16 protein-coding genes are annotated in these 15,797 nt (G+C 71.3%); 9 read left to right on the forward strand and 7 right to left on the reverse strand.

Going from position 1 to position 15,797, the window contains the following annotated elements; all coding sequences use genetic code 11:
• Positions 1-8: 8 nt before the first annotated feature.
• On the reverse strand, positions 9-530 hold the full coding sequence (locus ABD268_RS14320) for a phytoene desaturase family protein (protein ID WP_344153348.1): 522 nt from the start codon (positions 528-530) through the stop codon (positions 9-11).
• Positions 531-640: 110 nt separating this feature from the next.
• On the opposite strand from ABD268_RS14320, the gene ABD268_RS14325 reads away from it, so the two are divergent.
• A complete protein-coding gene (locus ABD268_RS14325) occupies positions 641-1,261 on the forward strand; it encodes a TetR/AcrR family transcriptional regulator (protein ID WP_344153351.1) in 621 nt (206 codons plus the stop codon).
• A 22-nt stretch (positions 1,262-1,283) separates the two neighbouring features.
• Here ABD268_RS14325 and ABD268_RS14330 read toward each other — a convergent pair whose 3' ends face one another.
• Positions 1,284-2,387, reverse strand: a complete 1,104-nt coding sequence (locus ABD268_RS14330; RefSeq protein WP_344153354.1) for an ABC transporter ATP-binding protein — start codon at positions 2,385-2,387, stop codon at positions 1,284-1,286.
• Positions 2,388-3,767, reverse strand: a complete 1,380-nt coding sequence (locus tag ABD268_RS14335; protein WP_344153357.1) for an aspartate aminotransferase family protein — start codon at positions 3,765-3,767, stop codon at positions 2,388-2,390.
• Between the two features lie 87 nt (positions 3,768-3,854).
• Here ABD268_RS14335 and ABD268_RS14340 point away from each other — a divergent pair, with 87 nt between their 5' ends.
• The 7 genes from ABD268_RS14340 to ABD268_RS14370 all read left to right on the forward strand — a co-directional run bounded on the left by ABD268_RS14340 (position 3,855) and on the right by ABD268_RS14370 (position 10,832).
• Complete coding sequence (locus ABD268_RS14340; protein WP_344153360.1) at positions 3,855-5,117, forward strand: polyamine ABC transporter substrate-binding protein; 1,263 nt, start codon at positions 3,855-3,857, stop codon at positions 5,115-5,117.
• Positions 5,110-6,021: an ABC transporter permease gene (locus ABD268_RS14345; RefSeq protein WP_344153363.1), complete on the forward strand. Its 912-nt coding sequence runs from the start codon at positions 5,110-5,112 to the stop codon at positions 6,019-6,021. The genes ABD268_RS14340 and ABD268_RS14345 overlap by 8 nt, the downstream gene beginning before the upstream one ends.
• Positions 6,018-6,893, forward strand: a complete 876-nt coding sequence (locus ABD268_RS14350; RefSeq protein ID WP_344153366.1) for an ABC transporter permease — start codon at positions 6,018-6,020, stop codon at positions 6,891-6,893. Before ABD268_RS14345 ends, ABD268_RS14350 begins: the two co-directional genes overlap by 4 nt.
• Positions 6,894-6,939: 46 nt before the next feature.
• Complete coding sequence (locus ABD268_RS14355; RefSeq protein WP_344153369.1) at positions 6,940-8,112, forward strand: aromatic ring-hydroxylating oxygenase subunit alpha; 1,173 nt, start codon at positions 6,940-6,942, stop codon at positions 8,110-8,112.
• A 90-nt stretch (positions 8,113-8,202) separates the two neighbouring features.
• Positions 8,203-9,429 (forward strand): homogentisate 1,2-dioxygenase, encoded by a 1,227-nt coding sequence (locus ABD268_RS14360; RefSeq protein WP_344153372.1) that lies wholly within the window; start codon positions 8,203-8,205, stop codon positions 9,427-9,429.
• Positions 9,430-9,475: 46 nt separating this feature from the next.
• The gene (locus ABD268_RS14365; protein WP_344153375.1) at positions 9,476-9,775 is read left to right on the forward strand and encodes a DUF1905 domain-containing protein; all 300 of its coding nucleotides are present in this window, start codon (positions 9,476-9,478) and stop codon (positions 9,773-9,775) included.
• A gap of 43 nt (positions 9,776-9,818) precedes the next feature.
• Positions 9,819-10,832 carry a pirin family protein gene (locus ABD268_RS14370; protein WP_344153378.1) on the forward strand — a complete coding sequence of 338 codons (1,014 nt, stop codon included), beginning with the start codon at positions 9,819-9,821 and terminating at the stop codon, positions 10,830-10,832.
• A 137-nt stretch (positions 10,833-10,969) separates the two neighbouring features.
• Here ABD268_RS14370 and catC read toward each other — a convergent pair whose 3' ends face one another.
• The 4 genes from catC to ABD268_RS14390 are packed head-to-tail and all read right to left on the reverse strand — an operon-like array spanning position 10,970 to position 14,188.
• Positions 10,970-11,245 (reverse strand): muconolactone Delta-isomerase, encoded by a 276-nt coding sequence (catC, locus tag ABD268_RS14375; protein ID WP_344153381.1) that lies wholly within the window; start codon positions 11,243-11,245, stop codon positions 10,970-10,972.
• Between the two features lie 4 nt (positions 11,246-11,249).
• A complete protein-coding gene (catA, locus tag ABD268_RS14380; RefSeq protein ID WP_344153384.1) occupies positions 11,250-12,116 on the reverse strand; it encodes a catechol 1,2-dioxygenase in 867 nt (288 codons plus the stop codon).
• Between the two features lie 54 nt (positions 12,117-12,170).
• Positions 12,171-13,274: a mandelate racemase/muconate lactonizing enzyme family protein gene (locus ABD268_RS14385; protein WP_344153387.1), complete on the reverse strand. Its 1,104-nt coding sequence runs from the start codon at positions 13,272-13,274 to the stop codon at positions 12,171-12,173.
• Complete coding sequence (locus tag ABD268_RS14390) at positions 13,274-14,188, reverse strand: LysR substrate-binding domain-containing protein (RefSeq protein ID WP_344153389.1); 915 nt, start codon at positions 14,186-14,188, stop codon at positions 13,274-13,276. The genes ABD268_RS14385 and ABD268_RS14390 overlap by 1 nt, the downstream gene beginning before the upstream one ends.
• A 230-nt stretch (positions 14,189-14,418) precedes the next feature.
• Between ABD268_RS14390 and benA the strand changes: the two genes are divergently transcribed.
• Positions 14,419-15,795, forward strand: coding sequence for a benzoate 1,2-dioxygenase large subunit (gene benA / locus ABD268_RS14395; RefSeq protein WP_344153392.1), 1,377 nt, complete (start codon positions 14,419-14,421; stop codon positions 15,793-15,795).
• Positions 15,796-15,797 lie beyond the last annotated feature (2 nt).

The raw sequence follows: 15,797 nt of genomic DNA on the forward strand, positions 1-15,797 counted from the left end.
GCCCGCGGTCAGCGACCCAGGCCGGCGCGCAACCGGCGCGGTGGCCGGCGCTCGGCCCGGGCGTCCCGCAGGACCGCACGCGCCGCCTGCATCCCCGGGATGCCGCAGACCCCGCCGCCGGCATGGGTCGCGGAGCTGGCGTAGTAGAGGCCGTGGACCGGTGTGCGGTGGTCGGCGTACCCGGGGGCCGGCCGGAGGTGGAACAGCTGCTCGAGGGAGAGCTCGCCGTGGACGATGTTGCCGCCGATCAACCCGTACTCCGTCTCCATCGTGTGCGGGCACACGATGTCGCGCGCGATGACGGAGTCCGCGAAGCCGGGCGCGACCTCGTCGTACAGGGCGACCATCCGGTCGGCGTACGCCTCCAGCTCCGCGGTGTGCGGCTCGGCGTGCCACTCCTCGGGCACCCACTGGGTGAACATCGAGAAGACGTGGGTCACCGTGCGCAGGCCCGCCCGGGCGAGGTACGCCGCGGAGACCAGGCCGTTGTGGCCGCCTCCCACGACGACGGCGTCGTACTCGTTGGCCATGGTCCTCACCTGTTCCGGGATGGATGGTCGAGTGACTGACTGACTGTTCAGTCTATGAGCGTGCTACGGTGCCCGGCAAGGATCCGCCGCCCGACCCCCGCAGGAGACCCGTGGCAGTCAAGGAACCGGTCAAGGGCACCGGTGCGGCCGTGGCCGACGCGCGGCGCGACCAGATGCTGGCCGCGGCGGCCCGGCTCATCGCGGAGCGCGGCTTCTCCGACACCCGCATCGCCGACGTGGCCTCGCGGGTGGGGGCGAGCCCGGCCCTGGTCATCTACTACTTCGGCACCAAGGACAGCCTCCTCACCGAGGCCCTGCGCTGGTCCGAGCGGTCGTTCTACGCCGCGGTCGAGGAGATGCTCCACGAGAGCGCCTCCGTCGACGCGCGGATCGGGACGCTCGTGTCCTGGTGCCTGCCCGAGACCCGACGCCGGTCCGACGACTGGGGCCTGTGGTTCGACCTGTGGGTGCAGGCCTTCCGCCACCCCGAGGTCAAGAAGGACCGCGCCGAGCTCGACCAGCAGTGGCGTGACCTGGTCGCCCGGGTGGTCCGCGCCGGCGTCGAGGCGGGGGAGGTGGGCGAGGTCGACGTCGAGGAGTTCACGATCATGTGGGCCGCCCTGCTGGACGGGCTCGTGGTGCAGGTGGCCCTCGACGACCCGGTCGTCGACGGTGCCCTCGCCCGGCGGATCGCGCTGGACGTCGCACGCCGCAACCTCGGCCTGCGCTGAGTGACCCGGGCGGCCCCGCCGGTCAGCTCGGGATCAGGCGCACCGCCGACGGCGCGACGGTGACCACGACGTCGGAGCCCGTGGCCAGCCAGAGTGGTGGCTCGCCCAGGACGTTCGGCACGTCGGCCGTGAGGGTGAGGCCGGCACAGTCGACGAGCACCGCCGTGTGCGCTCCGCGGAAGGTCACCGTGGACACCCGACCGGGCAGGCGGTTGGTCAGTTCCGGGGTCGCGCCGGCGTCGGCCGCCCGGTCCACCGGGCCCACCTCGACCCGTTCGGGCCGCACCATCAGCTGCACGGTCTCGCCGACCCCCGGGTCCCACTCGCTCTTGGCGACCGTGAGCGGCTGCTCGCCGACCGCGCAGGTGAGACCTTCCGGTCCGACCGTGCGAACCGTGGCCTCCCACAGGTTCGTGGTGCCCAGGAACGTCGCCACGTGCACCGAGGCCGGCTGGGAGTAGACCTCGCCGGGGGTGCCGACCTGCAGGACCTTGCCGTCGCGGAGCACCGCCAGCCGGTCCGACATCGTCAGGGCCTCCTCCTGGTCGTGGGTGACGTAGACGAACGTCGTGCCGACGACGCGCTGCAGCGACCGCAGCTCCACCTGCAGCTGCTTGCGCAGCTTGGCGTCGAGCGCCCCCATCGGCTCGTCGAGCAGCAGGACGGTCGGCTCGAGGACCAGGGCCCGGGCCAGCGCGACGCGCTGCTGCTGGCCGCCGGACAGCTGGTGGGGCTTGCGCCGGGACAGCTGCCCGAGCTGGACGAGCTCGAGCGCCTTGCCGACGCGGCGTCGGACCTCGTCGCGGCTCGCGTGCTGGTAGCGCAGGCCGAAGGCGACGTTCTCGAAGACGTCGAGGAACGGGAAGAGCGCGTAGGACTGGAAGACCGTGTTGACCGGGCGCTTGTGCGGCGGCACGTCGGCCAGCGACCGGCCGTCGAGGTCGACGCTGCCCGCATCGGGGCGCTCGAAGCCCGCGATGATCCGCAGCGTCGTCGTCTTGCCGCACCCGGAGGCGCCGAGCAGCGAGAAGAACTCACCCGCCCGCACGTCGAGGTCGATGCCGTCGACCGCGACCTCGTCGCCGAAGCGCTTGACCAGACCCGAGAGCGTGAGGGCGCCGGCCATTCACGTCTCCACGGTGACGAGGCGGGAGGCCAGGTGGTCGCAGTTCACCACGAGCCGGTCGACGTCCTCGTCGGTGTGCTGCACCGACAGCAGCCACTGCTCGACCTTGCCCCACGGCGGCAGGAACACGCCCCGGTTGTGCTGCACCAGCCAGTGCGCGTGCCCGTAGCGGTCGTCGAGACGCAGGAAGCCCCGGAAGTCGCGGATGGGCTCCGCGAGGAACGACACGCAGCCCTTGGCGCCGGCGGTGACCACCCGCCACGGCAGGCCGTGTCGGTCGATCACGTCCTGCAGCCCGGTCTCGAGCCGGTCCCGCAGCCGTTCGAGGTGCTCGTACGCCGCGGGGGTGAGCACCTCGGTGAGCATCGCCCGCGCCGCGGCCATGCCGAGCGGGTTGCCGTTGAAGGTCCCGACCTGCTCGTAGCGTCCGTCGGCGATCAGCGACATCACGGCCTCGCTGCCCCCGATCGCGGCCGTCGGGAGGCCCCCACCCATCGCCTTGGCCAGGCAGACCAGGTCGGGGGTCACCCCGAGGGCCCGGGACACCCCGCCGGGGCCGACGGTGAGCCCGGTCTTCACCTCGTCGAACGCCAGGAGCGCGCCGTGCCGGTGCAGCACGTCCCGCAGCTCCGCCAGGTAGCCCTCGTCGGGATGGATGATCCCGGCGTTCATCATGATCGGCTCGAGGATCATCCCGGCGACCTCGTCGCCCTGCTCGAGCAGCGCCCGCTCAACCGCGTCCACGTCGTTGAACGGCACCACCGTCACCAGGTCCATGATCGCCGCGGGGATCCCGGTGTTGTCGGGGACGCCGGTCGGCCGCTCCGGCGGCCCGATCGGGTCGTCGGGCTCGGGCAGGACCGAGACCTCGACCGAGTCGTGGTGGCCGTGGTAGCAGCCCTCGACCTTGAGGATCCGGTCGCGGCCCGTGGCGGCGCGCATCAGGTGCACCGCGTCCATGGTGGCCTCGGTCCCCGAGTTGGCGAAGCGCCACAGCGGCTGGTCGAACCGGTCCGCCAGGTCGTCGGCGACCACGATCGCGTCCTCGGTGGGCTGGGCGAAGTGGGTGCCGCGGGCGACCCGGCCCCGGACGGCCGCGACCACCGCGGGATGCGCGTGCCCGGCCAGGGACACGCCGTACCCGCCGTGGAAGTCGGCGTACTCGCACCCGTCGACGTCGTAGACCTTCGAGCCGGCCCCGTGGGAGATCCAGACCGCCTGCGGCTCGGTGATCTGCCAGTTGGAGGTGACGCCACCCGCGAGGTGGCCGGCCCGCGAGCCGAGCGCGCGGCTCCGGGGCTGCCGCGCGACGAACGCCTCGGTCTCGTCCGCGATGACCGCGTCGAGCCGTTCGGAGAGCGCGGGCACGGTGGCGGTCATCGTGGCTCCTCGGCCTCATTGACTGATCGTTCAGTCTATGCGACCGTCAGGGCGAGGAACAAGGATCGGCTCCGACGGAGGCGATGGATGGCAGGAGAGCCGGCGCGCCGCGCCCCGTTCACCGGCCGGAGCGCGGTCGGCCGCCGCTCCCTGCTCCGGGCCGGCCTGGCCGGGCTGGCGGCCCCCGGCGTCGCCACCCTGCTGCAGGCGTGCGGCGGCGGCAGCAGCAGCTCCGGCAACCCCAGTGGCGCCGAGACGATCCCGGCCCCCGACAACCCCGTGCGCTGGCCGCTGACCAACGACGTGATCAAGAGCGGGCTGAAGCCCGAGCGCGGCAGCACGCTGCGGGTCTACAACTACGCCGACTACCTTTCGCCGCGCTTCCTCAAGGACTTCGAGGAGAAGTACGGCGTCGACATCAGGCTCTCGACGTTCAACGACGCCGACGAGGCGCTGACCAAGATCGCCTCCGAGCAGCTCGCGTTCGACGTCTACTTCCCGAGCTACGACTCCCTCGGAAGGCTGATCCAGGCCGACCTGCTGCGACCGCTCAACCAGGACTACATCACCAACCGGGGGAACCTGTGGCCGCGGCTGCGCGACCCTTGGTACGACCGTGGCTCGCGCTACACCGTCCCCTACACCGTCTACAGCACCGGCATCGGCTGGCGCACGGACATGATCGACACCGACGTCGCCGGGCTGACGAACCCCTACGACGTGCTGTGGAACACCCAGTACGCCAACAACACGGCGGTGCTCGACGACTGGCACACCTGCATGGCCATGGTGCTGCTGCGCAACGGGATCTACGACATCAACACGACTGACCCGACGCACATCGCGATGGTCCGCGAACAGCTGCTCGACATGCGGCGCACCATGTCTCCCAGCGTCACGATCGACATGTACACCGAGCTGCCGGGCAAGAAGTACGGGCTGTGCCAGATGTGGTCGGGCGATGCCATCAACCTGCCGTACTACCTGCCCGAGAAGACCCCCGTGGAGGTGCTGAGGTTCTGGTTCCCCGAGAACGGTCGCGGCGAGGTGGACAACGACCTCTGCGTCTGCCTGGCGCAGGGGAAGAACCCGGTCGCCGCACACTTCTTCCTCAACGACCTGCTCGACAACCAGGTGGCCGAGACGAACTTCGCCTACACCGGCTACCAGCCGCCGCTGCTGAAGTTCACCCCGGACTCGCTCGTCGCCGACGGCTACGTGCCGGAGAACCTGGCGACCGCGGTGGTGCGGGAGAAGGACTTCGACGTCGGCTTCCCGTTGCTGCAGCTCCCCGCGGCCGCCGACGTGGCGTGGCACCAGGTCTGGCAGGAGTTCAAGGCCGGTGGCTGAATCGGCCGGCCCCCGCGGCGCCCGGTGGTTGTGGCCGCTGCTGGCACTCCCCGGGGTCGTCTGGCTCGCGCTCCTCTTCGTCGCGCCGTTGTACGTCGTGGTCGCGATCCTGTTCGGGGGCGTCGACCCGATCCTGCGCCAGCCGGTGCCGGTCTGGAACCCGGCGGACTGGGACTTCACCCAGTTCCGGTACGTGTGGGACCACGTCGTCGGTCCCCAGCCGTTCTTCCGCGCGGCGCTGGTGCGCACCGTGGTCTACGTCGGTCTGGCCAGCGCGCTGTGCCTGCTGGTCGCCTACCCGGTGGCGTACTTCACCGCCCGGTTCTCCGGGCGCTGGAAGGGGCCGCTGCTCTTCGCGCTGATCGCGCCGTTCTGGATCAGCTACATGATGCGGATGCTCGCGTGGGTCAACCTGCTGCAGGCCGACGGCCTGCTGAACCGCGCGCTGAGCGCGGGAGGGTTCTTCGACGTGCACACCGCCTGGCTCAACGGACGCCCCTCGACTGTCGTGCTCGGGCTGGTCTACGGCTACGTGCCCTACATGATCCTGCCGCTGTTCGCGGGCCTGGACCGGATCCCCGTGGCCACGCTGGAGGCCGCGCGAGACCTGGGCGCCAGCCGGTGGCAGACGTTCCGCCGGGTGACCTGGCCGCTGAGCCGGCCCGCCGTCGTGGTCAGCCTGCTGGTGACGTCGCTGCCGATGCTGGGCGACTACTTCACCAACGACCTGCTCTCGGGGTCGCCCAACACCTCGATGATCGGCAACCTCATCAACAACTCGGTGCTGACCCCCGGGCAGACCGGCCAGGCGGGGGCGTTCGTGATGCTGATCCTGCTGGTGTCGGTCGTGCCGATGCTGCTCTACGTCAGGTCCACCAGGACCGGGGTGGACGTGCAGTCGTGAGCGGCGTGCTCGGCTGGTGGCGGGACCCCTGGAGGCGGCCGTGGGGGCTGTTCCTCGTCACGCTGCTCTACCTCGCGTGGTCGCTGCTGCCGGTGCTGGTGGCCGCTCTGTTCTCCTTCAACGCCGGCCGGTCGCGCACGGTCTGGCAGGGCTTCTCGATGCGGTGGTACTACGGCGACCCGCTCCGCTCGGTGTGGCACGACGCCAGCCTGCACACCGCCCTGACGCACACGCTCTGGCTCGGGGTGGTCGCGACCGCGGTGACGGTGCCGCTCGGCGTGGCGATGGCGCTCGGGCTGGACCGGTGGCGCGGCCCGCTGCCGGCCGGGGCGAACCTCGCCGTGCTGGTCTCCTTCGTGCTCCCCGAGATCCTGGTCGCGGTGTCGCTGCTGTTCGTGGCGACGGTGCTGACCACCCCGCTGCAGCTGGGCACCACCGGGCAGGTGCTCGGCCTGGTCACCTACCAGCTGTCCTACCCGGTGGTGATCGTGCGCGCGCGGCTGCTCACCATCGGGCGCGACTACGAGGAGGCCGCGGTCGACCTCGGCGCCTCGCCGGCGGGGGCGGTCCGCCGGGTGCTGCTGCGGATGCTCGTCCCCGCGATCTTCGCCAGCGCGGTGCTGGTGTTCGCGGACGTCATCGACGACTTCGTGATCGTGCGCTACCTCTCGGGCGACTCGTCCACCGAGCCGGTGTCGGTGAAGGTCTACAACACCGCGCGCGCCGCGCCGACGCCCGCGCTCAACGCGCTGACGACGTTGCTGCTGGCGACCTCGCTGCTGGCCGTGATGGTCGGTTTCCTCGCCTACCGCTGGTTCACCCGGGGTGAGAAGGACTCGCGGGGCCTCGACGTGTTCACCGGCGAGGCCTAGCATTGAACAGCCATTCAAGGGGGTGTCCAGGAGAGGGGCGGTCACGATGACGGTCACCACCCAGAGAGTTCCACCCGCGCCGCTGGACCCGACCGCGGTGGCGCTGGCCCTCAGGCCGTTCGGGGAGGCGCGGATGCTGCCGCGAGCGGCGTACCAGGAGCCCCCGGTGCTCGCGTGGGAGCGCGACCACCTGTTCGGCGGCTGGCTGTGCGTGGGCCGGTCCGACGACGTGGCGGCCGGTGGGCTGGCGGCCACGTCGGTGGGCGAGTACGGCGTGCTGCTCACCCGCGACGCGGCCGGCGACCTGCGGGCGTTCGAGAACACCTGCCGGCACCGCGGGCACGAGCTGCTGCCCTGCGGGACGTCGGCCACCGCGAAGGCGATCGTCTGTCCCTACCACGCGTGGACCTACCGCCTCGACGGGACGCTGCAGGGAGCCCCCGGCTTCCGGCGCGTCGCGGGATTCGACCCCGCCGCGTTCGGGCTCCGGCAGCTGGACCTGCGCGAGTGGCACGGCTGGATCTTCGTCGACCGGGCCGGCCGCGGTGGCTCCTTCGCCGAGCACGTCGGCGAGCTCGAGGCGATCGTGGCGCCGTACGACGCCGAGACCCTCGTGACCCCCGTGTCGCACGACTACGACGTGGCGGCCAACTGGAAGGTCGTCGTGGAGAACTTCCAGGAGTGCTACCACTGCTCGATGATCCACCCGGAGCTGTGCCGGGTCAGCCCGCCCGAGAGCGGCGAGAACATCGAGAAGGACGGCGACTGGGTCGGCGGCTGGATGGACCTGCGGGCGGGTGCCGAGACCATGTCGCTCGACGGACGCAGCGGCGGGATGCGGATGGCGCGGCTCGACGAGCAGGAGCGACGCACCGTCATGTACGTCGCGGTGCTGCCCAACCTGCTGGTGAGCCTGCATCCGGACTACGTGATGTCGCACCTCCTCACGCCCCTGTCGCCGGACCTCACCCGGATCCGCTGCTCGTGGTCGTTCCCGCGGGACGTGGTGGCCGCCGACGGGTTCGACCCGTCGTACGCCGTCGACTTCTGGGACCTCACCAACCGGCAGGACTGGGCGGCCTGCGAGTCGGTGCAGCGCGGGATGCGGTCGCCGGGGTTCGAGCCCGGTCCGATGGCGCCGGCCGAGGACGGGGTGCACCAATTCGTCAGCTTCGTCGCCCGGGCCTACCAGGGGTCCGGACCCGTCCTCGACGCCTGAGCCCCGTCGACCGGGGAGCCTCCGACCGGTATCGTTGTCGGCGGATATCGGATAGAAGCGTCCGGTAATCGGAATCGCTGGAGGTTCGGCATGGCGCACTACCGGCAGGTCGGCGAGGTCCCCCCGAAGCGGCACACCCAGTTCCGCAACGCCGAGGGGCACCTCTACTACGAGGAGCTGATGGGCGAGGAGGGCTTCTCCTCCGACTCCGCGCTGCTCTACCACCGCGGCGTGCCCTCGGCGATCGTCGACGCGCAGGTCTGGGAGCTGCCCGACCAGACGCGCACCCCGAACCACCCCCTCAAGCCGCGGCACCTCAAGCTGCACACGCTCTTCCCGCACGCGGGCGCGGACGCGGTCACCGAGCGCCGGCTCGTGCTCGGCAACAACGACGTCCGGATCGGGTACGTCGTCACCGGCGTCGAGCCGTCGCCGTACTACCGCAACGCGATCGGTGACGAGTGCGTCTACGTCGAGGCCGGCAGCGGACGGGTGGAGACCGTCTTCGGGGTGCTGTCCTACCGGCAGGGCGACTACGTGCTGATCCCGCGGGCGACCACGCACCGCTGGGTGCCGGCCGAGCCGTCGCGGCTCTACCCGATCGAGGCGAACAGCCACATCGCGCCGCCCAAGCGCTACCTCTCGCGCTACGGGCAGCTGCTAGAGCACGCGCCGTACTGCGAGCGGGACCTGCACGGGCCCACCGAGCCGTTCCTGGTCCAGGCCGGTGATCAGCAGAGCGACGTCGAGGTGCTGGTCAAGCACCGCACCAGCGCCGGCATCGTCGGCACCCGGATGACCTACGCGACGCACCCCTTCGACGTGGTCGGGTGGGACGGCTGCCTCTACCCCTACACGTTCAACATCGACGACTACATGCCGATCACCGGCAAGATCCACCAGCCGCCGCCGGTGCACCAGGTCTTCGAGGGCTGGAACTTCGTGATCTGCAACTTCCTGCCGCGCAAGGTGGACTACCACCCGCTGGCCGTGCCGGTGCCCTACTACCACTCCAACGTCGACAGCGACGAGGTCATGTTCTACGTGGGCGGCGACTACGAGGCCCGCAAGGGGTCGGGCATCAACATCGGCTCGATCTCGCTGCACCCGGGCGGCCACGCCCACGGCCCCCAGCCGGCCGCGATCGAGGCCTCGCTCGGCGCGGAGTACTTCGACGAGTCCGCGGTCATGGTCGACACCTTCGCGCCGCTGGACCTCGGCGAGGCCGGGCTCGCGGCCGAGGACCCGGCGTACGCCTGGACCTGGGCCGGGCGCGGCCCCGAGGGCGACAACCCCGCGGTGTTCTCGAACTCCTGACCGTTGTCCCCTGGGCCGTCCCACCGGCACCCGCGATGATCGAGCCGTGGACGTCTACGAGTTCCAGGCCGAGCTGTGGGAGTGGGAGGCGCGGCCGGGCACCTACTTCGTCACCGTGCCGCAGGACGAGAGCGAGGACATGCGGCTAGGGTCGGGCCCGCCACGTGGCTTCGGGTCGGTGCGGGTCGAGGCGACGATCGGCGCGACGACGTGGCGGACGTCGGTGTTCCCGGACGGCACCACGGGCTGCTTCGTGCTGCCGATGAAGCAGGCGGTACGCCGCGCCGAGGGGCTCGAGGTGGGCGGCCGTGCGCGCGTCACGATCAGGCCGGTCGACCCGCGGTGACGAGCAGGTGTGCTCGAGACACCCGTCGCGCCACACTGGAGCCGTGAGCAACCCCGAGCGGCACCCGGACGAGATCACCTGCACCGCGGCCCCGGCCGCCACCGTGGAGGTGATGGTGCCCCGCGACGTGCCGCTGGGCGGGCCGCGCGCGATGCGGGTGCGCCGCACGCTGCCCCAGCGGCACCGGTCGCTGATCGGGGCGTGGTGCTTCGTCGACCACTACGGTCCGGACGACGTCCTCGACACCGGCGGCATGAGCGTGGCGCCGCACCCGCACACCGGGCTGCAGACCGTGAGCTGGCTCTTCACGGGCGAGATCGAGCACCGCGACAGCGCCGGCAACCACGCCATGGTGCGGCCCGGCGAGGTCAACCTGATGACGGCCGGCCGGGGGATCAGCCACTCGGAGGTCTCGACGCCCGGGACCCGGGCCCTGCACGGCGCGCAGCTGTGGGTGGCGCTGCCGGACGGGGACCGGCACGTCGACCCCGACTTCGCCCACCACGCTCCCGACCCGGTCACCGGCGAGGGCTGGGAGGCCCGGGTCTTCCTCGGCTCGCTCCTCGGCGACCGCTCGCCGGTGCCGACGTGTACGCCCCTGCTCGGGGCGGAGCTGCTGCTCGAGCCCGGCACGTCGCTCGACCTGGACGTGGACGGCTCGTTCGAGCACGGCGTCCTCGTGGACACCGGCGTCCTCGCGGTGGGTGGCTCGGCGGTGGCCGAGCCCGTCGAGACCAAGCAGCACGAGCTCGCCTACGTCCCGCCCGGCAGCGCGACGCTGACCCTGAGGGCGTACGACGCACCGGTGCGGCTGCTGCTCCTCGGTGGTCCGCCCTTCGGCGAGTCGATCGTGATGTGGTGGAACTTCGTCGGCCGCAGCCACGAGGAGATCGTGGCGTTCCGGGAGGAGTGGCAGGCCCAGATCACCCGCAACGGCGCGGTGGTGGCCGACTCCCAGGACCTCGGTGCAGGTCGCTTCGGCCTGGTCGTCGGCGACCACCTCCCGCCGATCCCCGCGCCGGCACTGCCGAACGCCCGGCTCAAGGAGCGCCGCTGACCCGAAGGCCGCAGGACGTCACACGACCTGGCTGCTTCGGCGACCTGTCCGTATGACGTCTCGCGGGACGTCATACGACCTCGCGGTCGGGACGACCAGCTCGTATGACGTCCCGGCCGGCCGGCGGCAGCGCCGACTCAGATCGCCGACGGGTGCGTGGCCAGCGGGGTCACCGAGACGTCCATGTACGGGAACAGCGGCAGCCCGGACAGCAGGTCGTGCAGCTCGTCGTTGTCCGCCACGTCGAAGATGCTGACGTTGGCGTACTCCCCGACGATCCGCCACAGGTGCGGCCAGGTCCCGGACCGCTGCAGCTCCTGGCTGTAGGCCTTCTCGCGGGCGAGGACCTCCGCCCGCTCGTCGGGGTCCATCCCGGCGGGCAGGCGGACGTCCATCCGCACGTGGAACAGCACCCGCTCAGCCCCGGACCGGGTCGAGGACGAAGCTGTACTCCACGGTGGCCTCGTCGCCGGCCGGCTTCGGGTCCAGGATCAGCTCGGGCTTCACCGCCGAGGCGATGTCGTCGTCGTTGTGCTCGTCGCCCGGGAAGTAGAGCTGGGCGGTGAGCAGCTCGTGCCCGGGGGCCGAGACCTTGACGTGCAGGTGGGCGGGGCGCCAGGCGTGCCACCCGGCCGCGGCGATCAGCTTGCCGCAGGAGCCGTCGGTGGGGATCTGGTACGGCGCCGGCTGCACCGTGTGGATCTCGAACGCGCCGTCCGCGCCGAGCGTGAACGAGCCGCGCAGGTTCCACTCCGGGATGTCGGGGGCGAACTGCGAGTAGAAGCCGTCGGCGTCGGCGTGCCAGAGCTCGACCTTGGCGCCGTCCAGCGGGGTGCCGTCGGTGGAGGTGACCGTGCCGGTCCAGGTGAGCGGCGTGCCGCCCTCGCCCTCGCGCATCGGCACCGAGCCGGTGGCGCCCTGCTCGGGGGCGTCCGGCACGTAGTACGGCCCCTCGATGGAGCCCTTGTTGCCCTCGCGGTGCTCGGTGGCGACGTCCTCCACCACATGCTCGACCCACACGTCGAGGAACAGCGGCCACTCGCCGTCCTGGCCGACCTGGATGAGCCACGCCTTGAGGGCGTTGTACTCGTCGTAGGTGACCTTGTGCTTGCGGATCGTCGCGTGGACCGCGTCGAGCACCTCGCGGGCGAGCAGGTCGACCCGCTCCTTCGGGGTGTCCCGGACGGCGTCGTACGGCGACTTGTCGTGGATGAAGTGGTCGGTGGCGTTCGCGCCGGAGGCGGCCGCGGTCGCGGCGGACTCGAGGCTCTGGTCGGTGGTCATGGTCGTTCTCCCTGGTGGTTGTGTGCTTTTCCGAGTGCTGGTGGGGCGGCCGCCTCAGCGGTCCTGCCGGTAGTGCTCGAGCTTGTCGGCGTCGATCTCCACGCCGAGGCCGGCGCCGGGGCGGACGACGAGCTCGCCGCCCCGGATCTCGAGGGGTTCGGTGAGCAGGTCGTCGCTCATGTCGAGGAAGTTCGAGAGCTCGCCGGCGCGGCGCGAGGTGAGCTCGAAGGCGGAGCCGAAGGCGACCGTGCACATCGAGCCGAGCTGGCCGTCGATCTGGTTGCCCATGACGACCTCGAGGCCCAGGCCCTCGCACAGGTGGTGGGTACGCCGCGAGGTGGTGAAGCCGGTGCGGGCCACCTTGATGCTGACCGCGGTCGCGGAGCCGCCGAGGATCTCGCGGGTGACGTCGGCGGGGGTCACCGCGCTCTCGTCGGCGATGAAGGGGACGGGGCACTGCTGGACCAGCCAGCGCCGCGAGAGCACGTCGTCGGCCGGGCACAGCTCCTCGGCGAAGAGCAGCCCGAGGTCGGCCATCTCGGCCATCGCCTGCGCGGCCTCGGACGCCGACCAGCCGCGGTTGCCGTCGACGTACAGCTCGACGTCGTCGCCGAGACCCTCGCGCAGGGCGCGGACCACGGCGGTGTCGAGCTGGTGGGGGTGCCGCCCGACCTTGACCTTGAACGTGGTGATGCCGTGGACCTCGCGCATCCGCGTCGCCTCGGCGACCATCGCGGCGGGCTCGTCGAAGCCGAGCATGTGCGAGACCCGCATCCGGTCGGTCCAGCCGCCGAGCAGGGTGCTGACCGGCTGGTCGACGCTCCTGCCGAGCGCGTCCCACACCGCCATGTCCAGCGCGGACCTCGCCGCCGGGTTGCCGACCGTGCGGCCGAGCCGGCCGTGCATGGACTCGCGCTCCCACAGGGTCAGTCCGACGACGGCGGGGGCGAAGATGCCCTCGACGACGGAGATGACGCTGCCCTGGGTCTCGCCGTAGGTGAAGGGGCGCGGCGGTGCGTCGGCCACCCCCACGACACCGTCGTCGGTGTGCACGCGCACCAGCACGTGCTCGGCCGCATGCACCTCGCCGCTCGCGAAGCGCAGCGGCTTGCGGTAGGGGATCGAGTAGGGGATCGCCTCGACTCGGCTGATCTTCATCAGGGCACCTCGCTGAGCTCGGGGTGGGGGTCCTCGAAGAGACCGTCCGCCGCCAGGACCTCGAGGACGGACGCGACCAGGGGCGAGGCGTCCTGCGGACGCCAGGCCAGGGCCAGCTCGGTGACGACGGTGCCGGGCACGTCGCGGAAGACGACGCCCCGCAGCGGGGACGCCTGCACGGACTCGGGCACCAGGGCGACCCCCAGGCTCGCCGCCACGAGCGCCAGCAGCACCGCCGTGCCCGGCGCCTCGTGCTCGCGTTGCGGGGTGAAGCCGGCATCGCGGCAGCTGCGCAGCACCGCCTCGTTGACCGCGGAGTGGGTGTCGGCGTACATCACGAACGGCTCGGCACGCAGGTCGGCCATCGCGAGCTCGGGCTCCTCGACGAGCCGGTGGTCGGCGGGCAGCGCCACGACCAGCCGCTCGCGGGTGATCGTGCGGGTCGTGAGGCCGTCGTCGGAGACCGGCGGCCGCAGCACGCCGAGGTCGAGCCGGCCGTCGCCAAGGCCTTCGACCTGGGCCGGGGTGAGCAGGTCGGCGTGGATCTCCAGGGCGACCCCGGGGAGCTCGCGCTTGATGAGGCGGGCGATGCGGGGGAGCTGCGTGAAGGCCGCGGTGCCGGTGAACGCGATCCGCACCAGGCCGAGCCGGCCGTCGGCGATCCGGCGTACGCCGCGCACGCTGTCGTCGATCGAGCCCAGCACCCGCTGGGCCTCGCGGAACAGGTACTCGCCGGCGGGAGTCAGCTGGACCTGGCGGGTGGTGCGGGTGAACAGCGAGACGCCGAGCTCCGCCTCGAGCTGGCGCACCGACTGCGACAGCGCCGGCTGCGCGAGGTGGAGGCGCTCGGCGGCGCGGCCGAAGTGGCGCGTCTCCGCCACGGCGGCGAAGTAGCGCAGGTGGCGCAGCTCCATGTCCGTCCCTCTCGTCCATGCCGGTGCGGTGGCTGTGGCGGCGATCACGGTGCCGCCGATTCATCGACGGTAGGTCTGAATATTCAGAAAGCACAAGGTCGAAAAAGTGGCGCATTGATAAGCGCTGGTGATGGATAACCCCCTGGGTCGGGCCTAGGCATTCACCTCGTGTGACGGCCGCCACGTCGTGCCACGGTCGTCGGAACCCGTCACCGCCCAGGAGGCACCCCATGACACAGACCCTGGACCACCTGCAGTCGGTGCTCGCCGACGCCGTCGTCGACGACGCCGAGGCCGGCGTCTTTCGCGCCAACCGGCGCATCTTCACCGACGAGGAGCTCTTCGAGCTGGAGATGGAGCACCTCTTCGAGGGCAACTGGATCTACCTGGCCCACGAGAGCCAGGTGGCCGAGCCCGGTGACTACTTCACGACCTACATGGGCCGGCAGCCGGTGGTGATCACCCGGGACAAGGACGGCGAGCTGCACCTGCTCATCAACGCCTGCGCGCACCGCGGGGCGATGATCTGTCGCCGCAAGACCGACAACCGCACCACCCTCACCTGCCCCTTCCACGGCTGGACGTTCCGCAACGACGGGACGCTGCTGAAGGTCAAGGACCCCGACGGCGCCGGCTACCCGGAGAACTTCGACACGAACGGTTCGCACAACATGACCCGGGTCGCCCGGTTCGAGAGCTACCGCGGCTTCCTGTTCGGCAGCCTCAACCCCGACGTCAGCACCCTCGAGGAGCACCTCGGTGACACCACCACCGTCATCGACATGCTGGTCGACCAGTCGCCCGAGGGCCTCGAGGTGCTGCGCGGCTCCTCGACCTACACCTACGACGGCAACTGGAAGGTCCAGGCGGAGAACGGCGCCGACGGCTACCACGTGACGGCCACCCACTGGAACTACGCGGCCACCACGTCGCGGCGCAGCAACGGCGAGTCGAAGAACGACACCTTGGCGCTCGACGCCGGCGGCTGGGGCAAGTCCGGCGGCGGCTACTGGTCCTACCCCAACGGCCACCTGTGCCTGTGGACCTGGGCCGCCAACCCCCAGGACCGGCCGCTGTGGGACCGGATGGACCAGCTCAAGGAGAAGTTCGGCGACGCCAAGGGCGAGTTCATGGTCAAGGGCTCCCGCAACCTGTGCCTCTACCCGAACGTCTACCTGATGGACCAGTTCTCGACGCAGATCCGGCACTTCCGCCCGATCGCGCCGGACCAGACCGAGGTCACCATCTACTGCATCGCCCCCAAGGGCGAGAGCCCCCGGGCCCGGGCGCACCGGATCCGCCAGTACGAGGACTTCTTCAACGCCTCGGGCATGGCGACCCCCGACGACCTCGAGGAGTTCCGCTCCTGCCAGCTGACGTTCCGGGCCACCGCGGCGCCCTGGAACGACATGAGCCGGGGTGCGGAGCACTGGCTCGACGGCCCGGACCCGGTCGCGGAGTCGCTCGGCATGACGGGCGTCGTCTCGGCCGGCCTCAAGAACGAGGACGAGGGGCTCTACCCGGTCCAGCACGGCTACTGGCTGGAGACGATGCGCGCCGCCGTCGAGCGCGAGCAGTCGACCACCACGAGCAACGGGAAGGCGTGAGC

The organism is Nocardioides koreensis, assembly GCF_039531775.1.
Lineage (GTDB): Bacteria > Actinomycetota > Actinomycetes > Propionibacteriales > Nocardioidaceae > Nocardioides > Nocardioides koreensis.

What these genes read in the sequence shown, in the direction of transcription:
- ABD268_RS14320 (WP_344153348.1), bottom strand. Translation starts at nt 530, where the DNA reads ATGGCCAACGAGTACGACGCCGTCGTCGTGGGAGGCGGCCACAACGGC.
- ABD268_RS14330 (WP_344153354.1), bottom strand. Translation starts at nt 2,387, where the DNA reads ATGGCCGGCGCCCTCACGCTCTCGGGTCTGGTCAAGCGCTTCGGCGAC.
- ABD268_RS14335 (WP_344153357.1), bottom strand. Translation starts at nt 3,767, where the DNA reads ATGACCGCCACCGTGCCCGCGCTCTCCGAACGGCTCGACGCGGTCATC.
- ABD268_RS14340 (WP_344153360.1), top strand. Translation starts at nt 3,855, where the DNA reads ATGGCAGGAGAGCCGGCGCGCCGCGCCCCGTTCACCGGCCGGAGCGCG.
- ABD268_RS14355 (WP_344153369.1), top strand. Translation starts at nt 6,940, where the DNA reads ATGACGGTCACCACCCAGAGAGTTCCACCCGCGCCGCTGGACCCGACC.
- ABD268_RS14360 (WP_344153372.1), top strand. Translation starts at nt 8,203, where the DNA reads ATGGCGCACTACCGGCAGGTCGGCGAGGTCCCCCCGAAGCGGCACACC.
- catA (WP_344153384.1), bottom strand. Translation starts at nt 12,116, where the DNA reads ATGACCACCGACCAGAGCCTCGAGTCCGCCGCGACCGCGGCCGCCTCC.
- ABD268_RS14385 (WP_344153387.1), bottom strand. Translation starts at nt 13,274, where the DNA reads ATGAAGATCAGCCGAGTCGAGGCGATCCCCTACTCGATCCCCTACCGC.
- ABD268_RS14390 (WP_344153389.1), bottom strand. Translation starts at nt 14,188, where the DNA reads ATGGAGCTGCGCCACCTGCGCTACTTCGCCGCCGTGGCGGAGACGCGC.
- benA (WP_344153392.1), top strand. Translation starts at nt 14,419, where the DNA reads ATGACACAGACCCTGGACCACCTGCAGTCGGTGCTCGCCGACGCCGTC.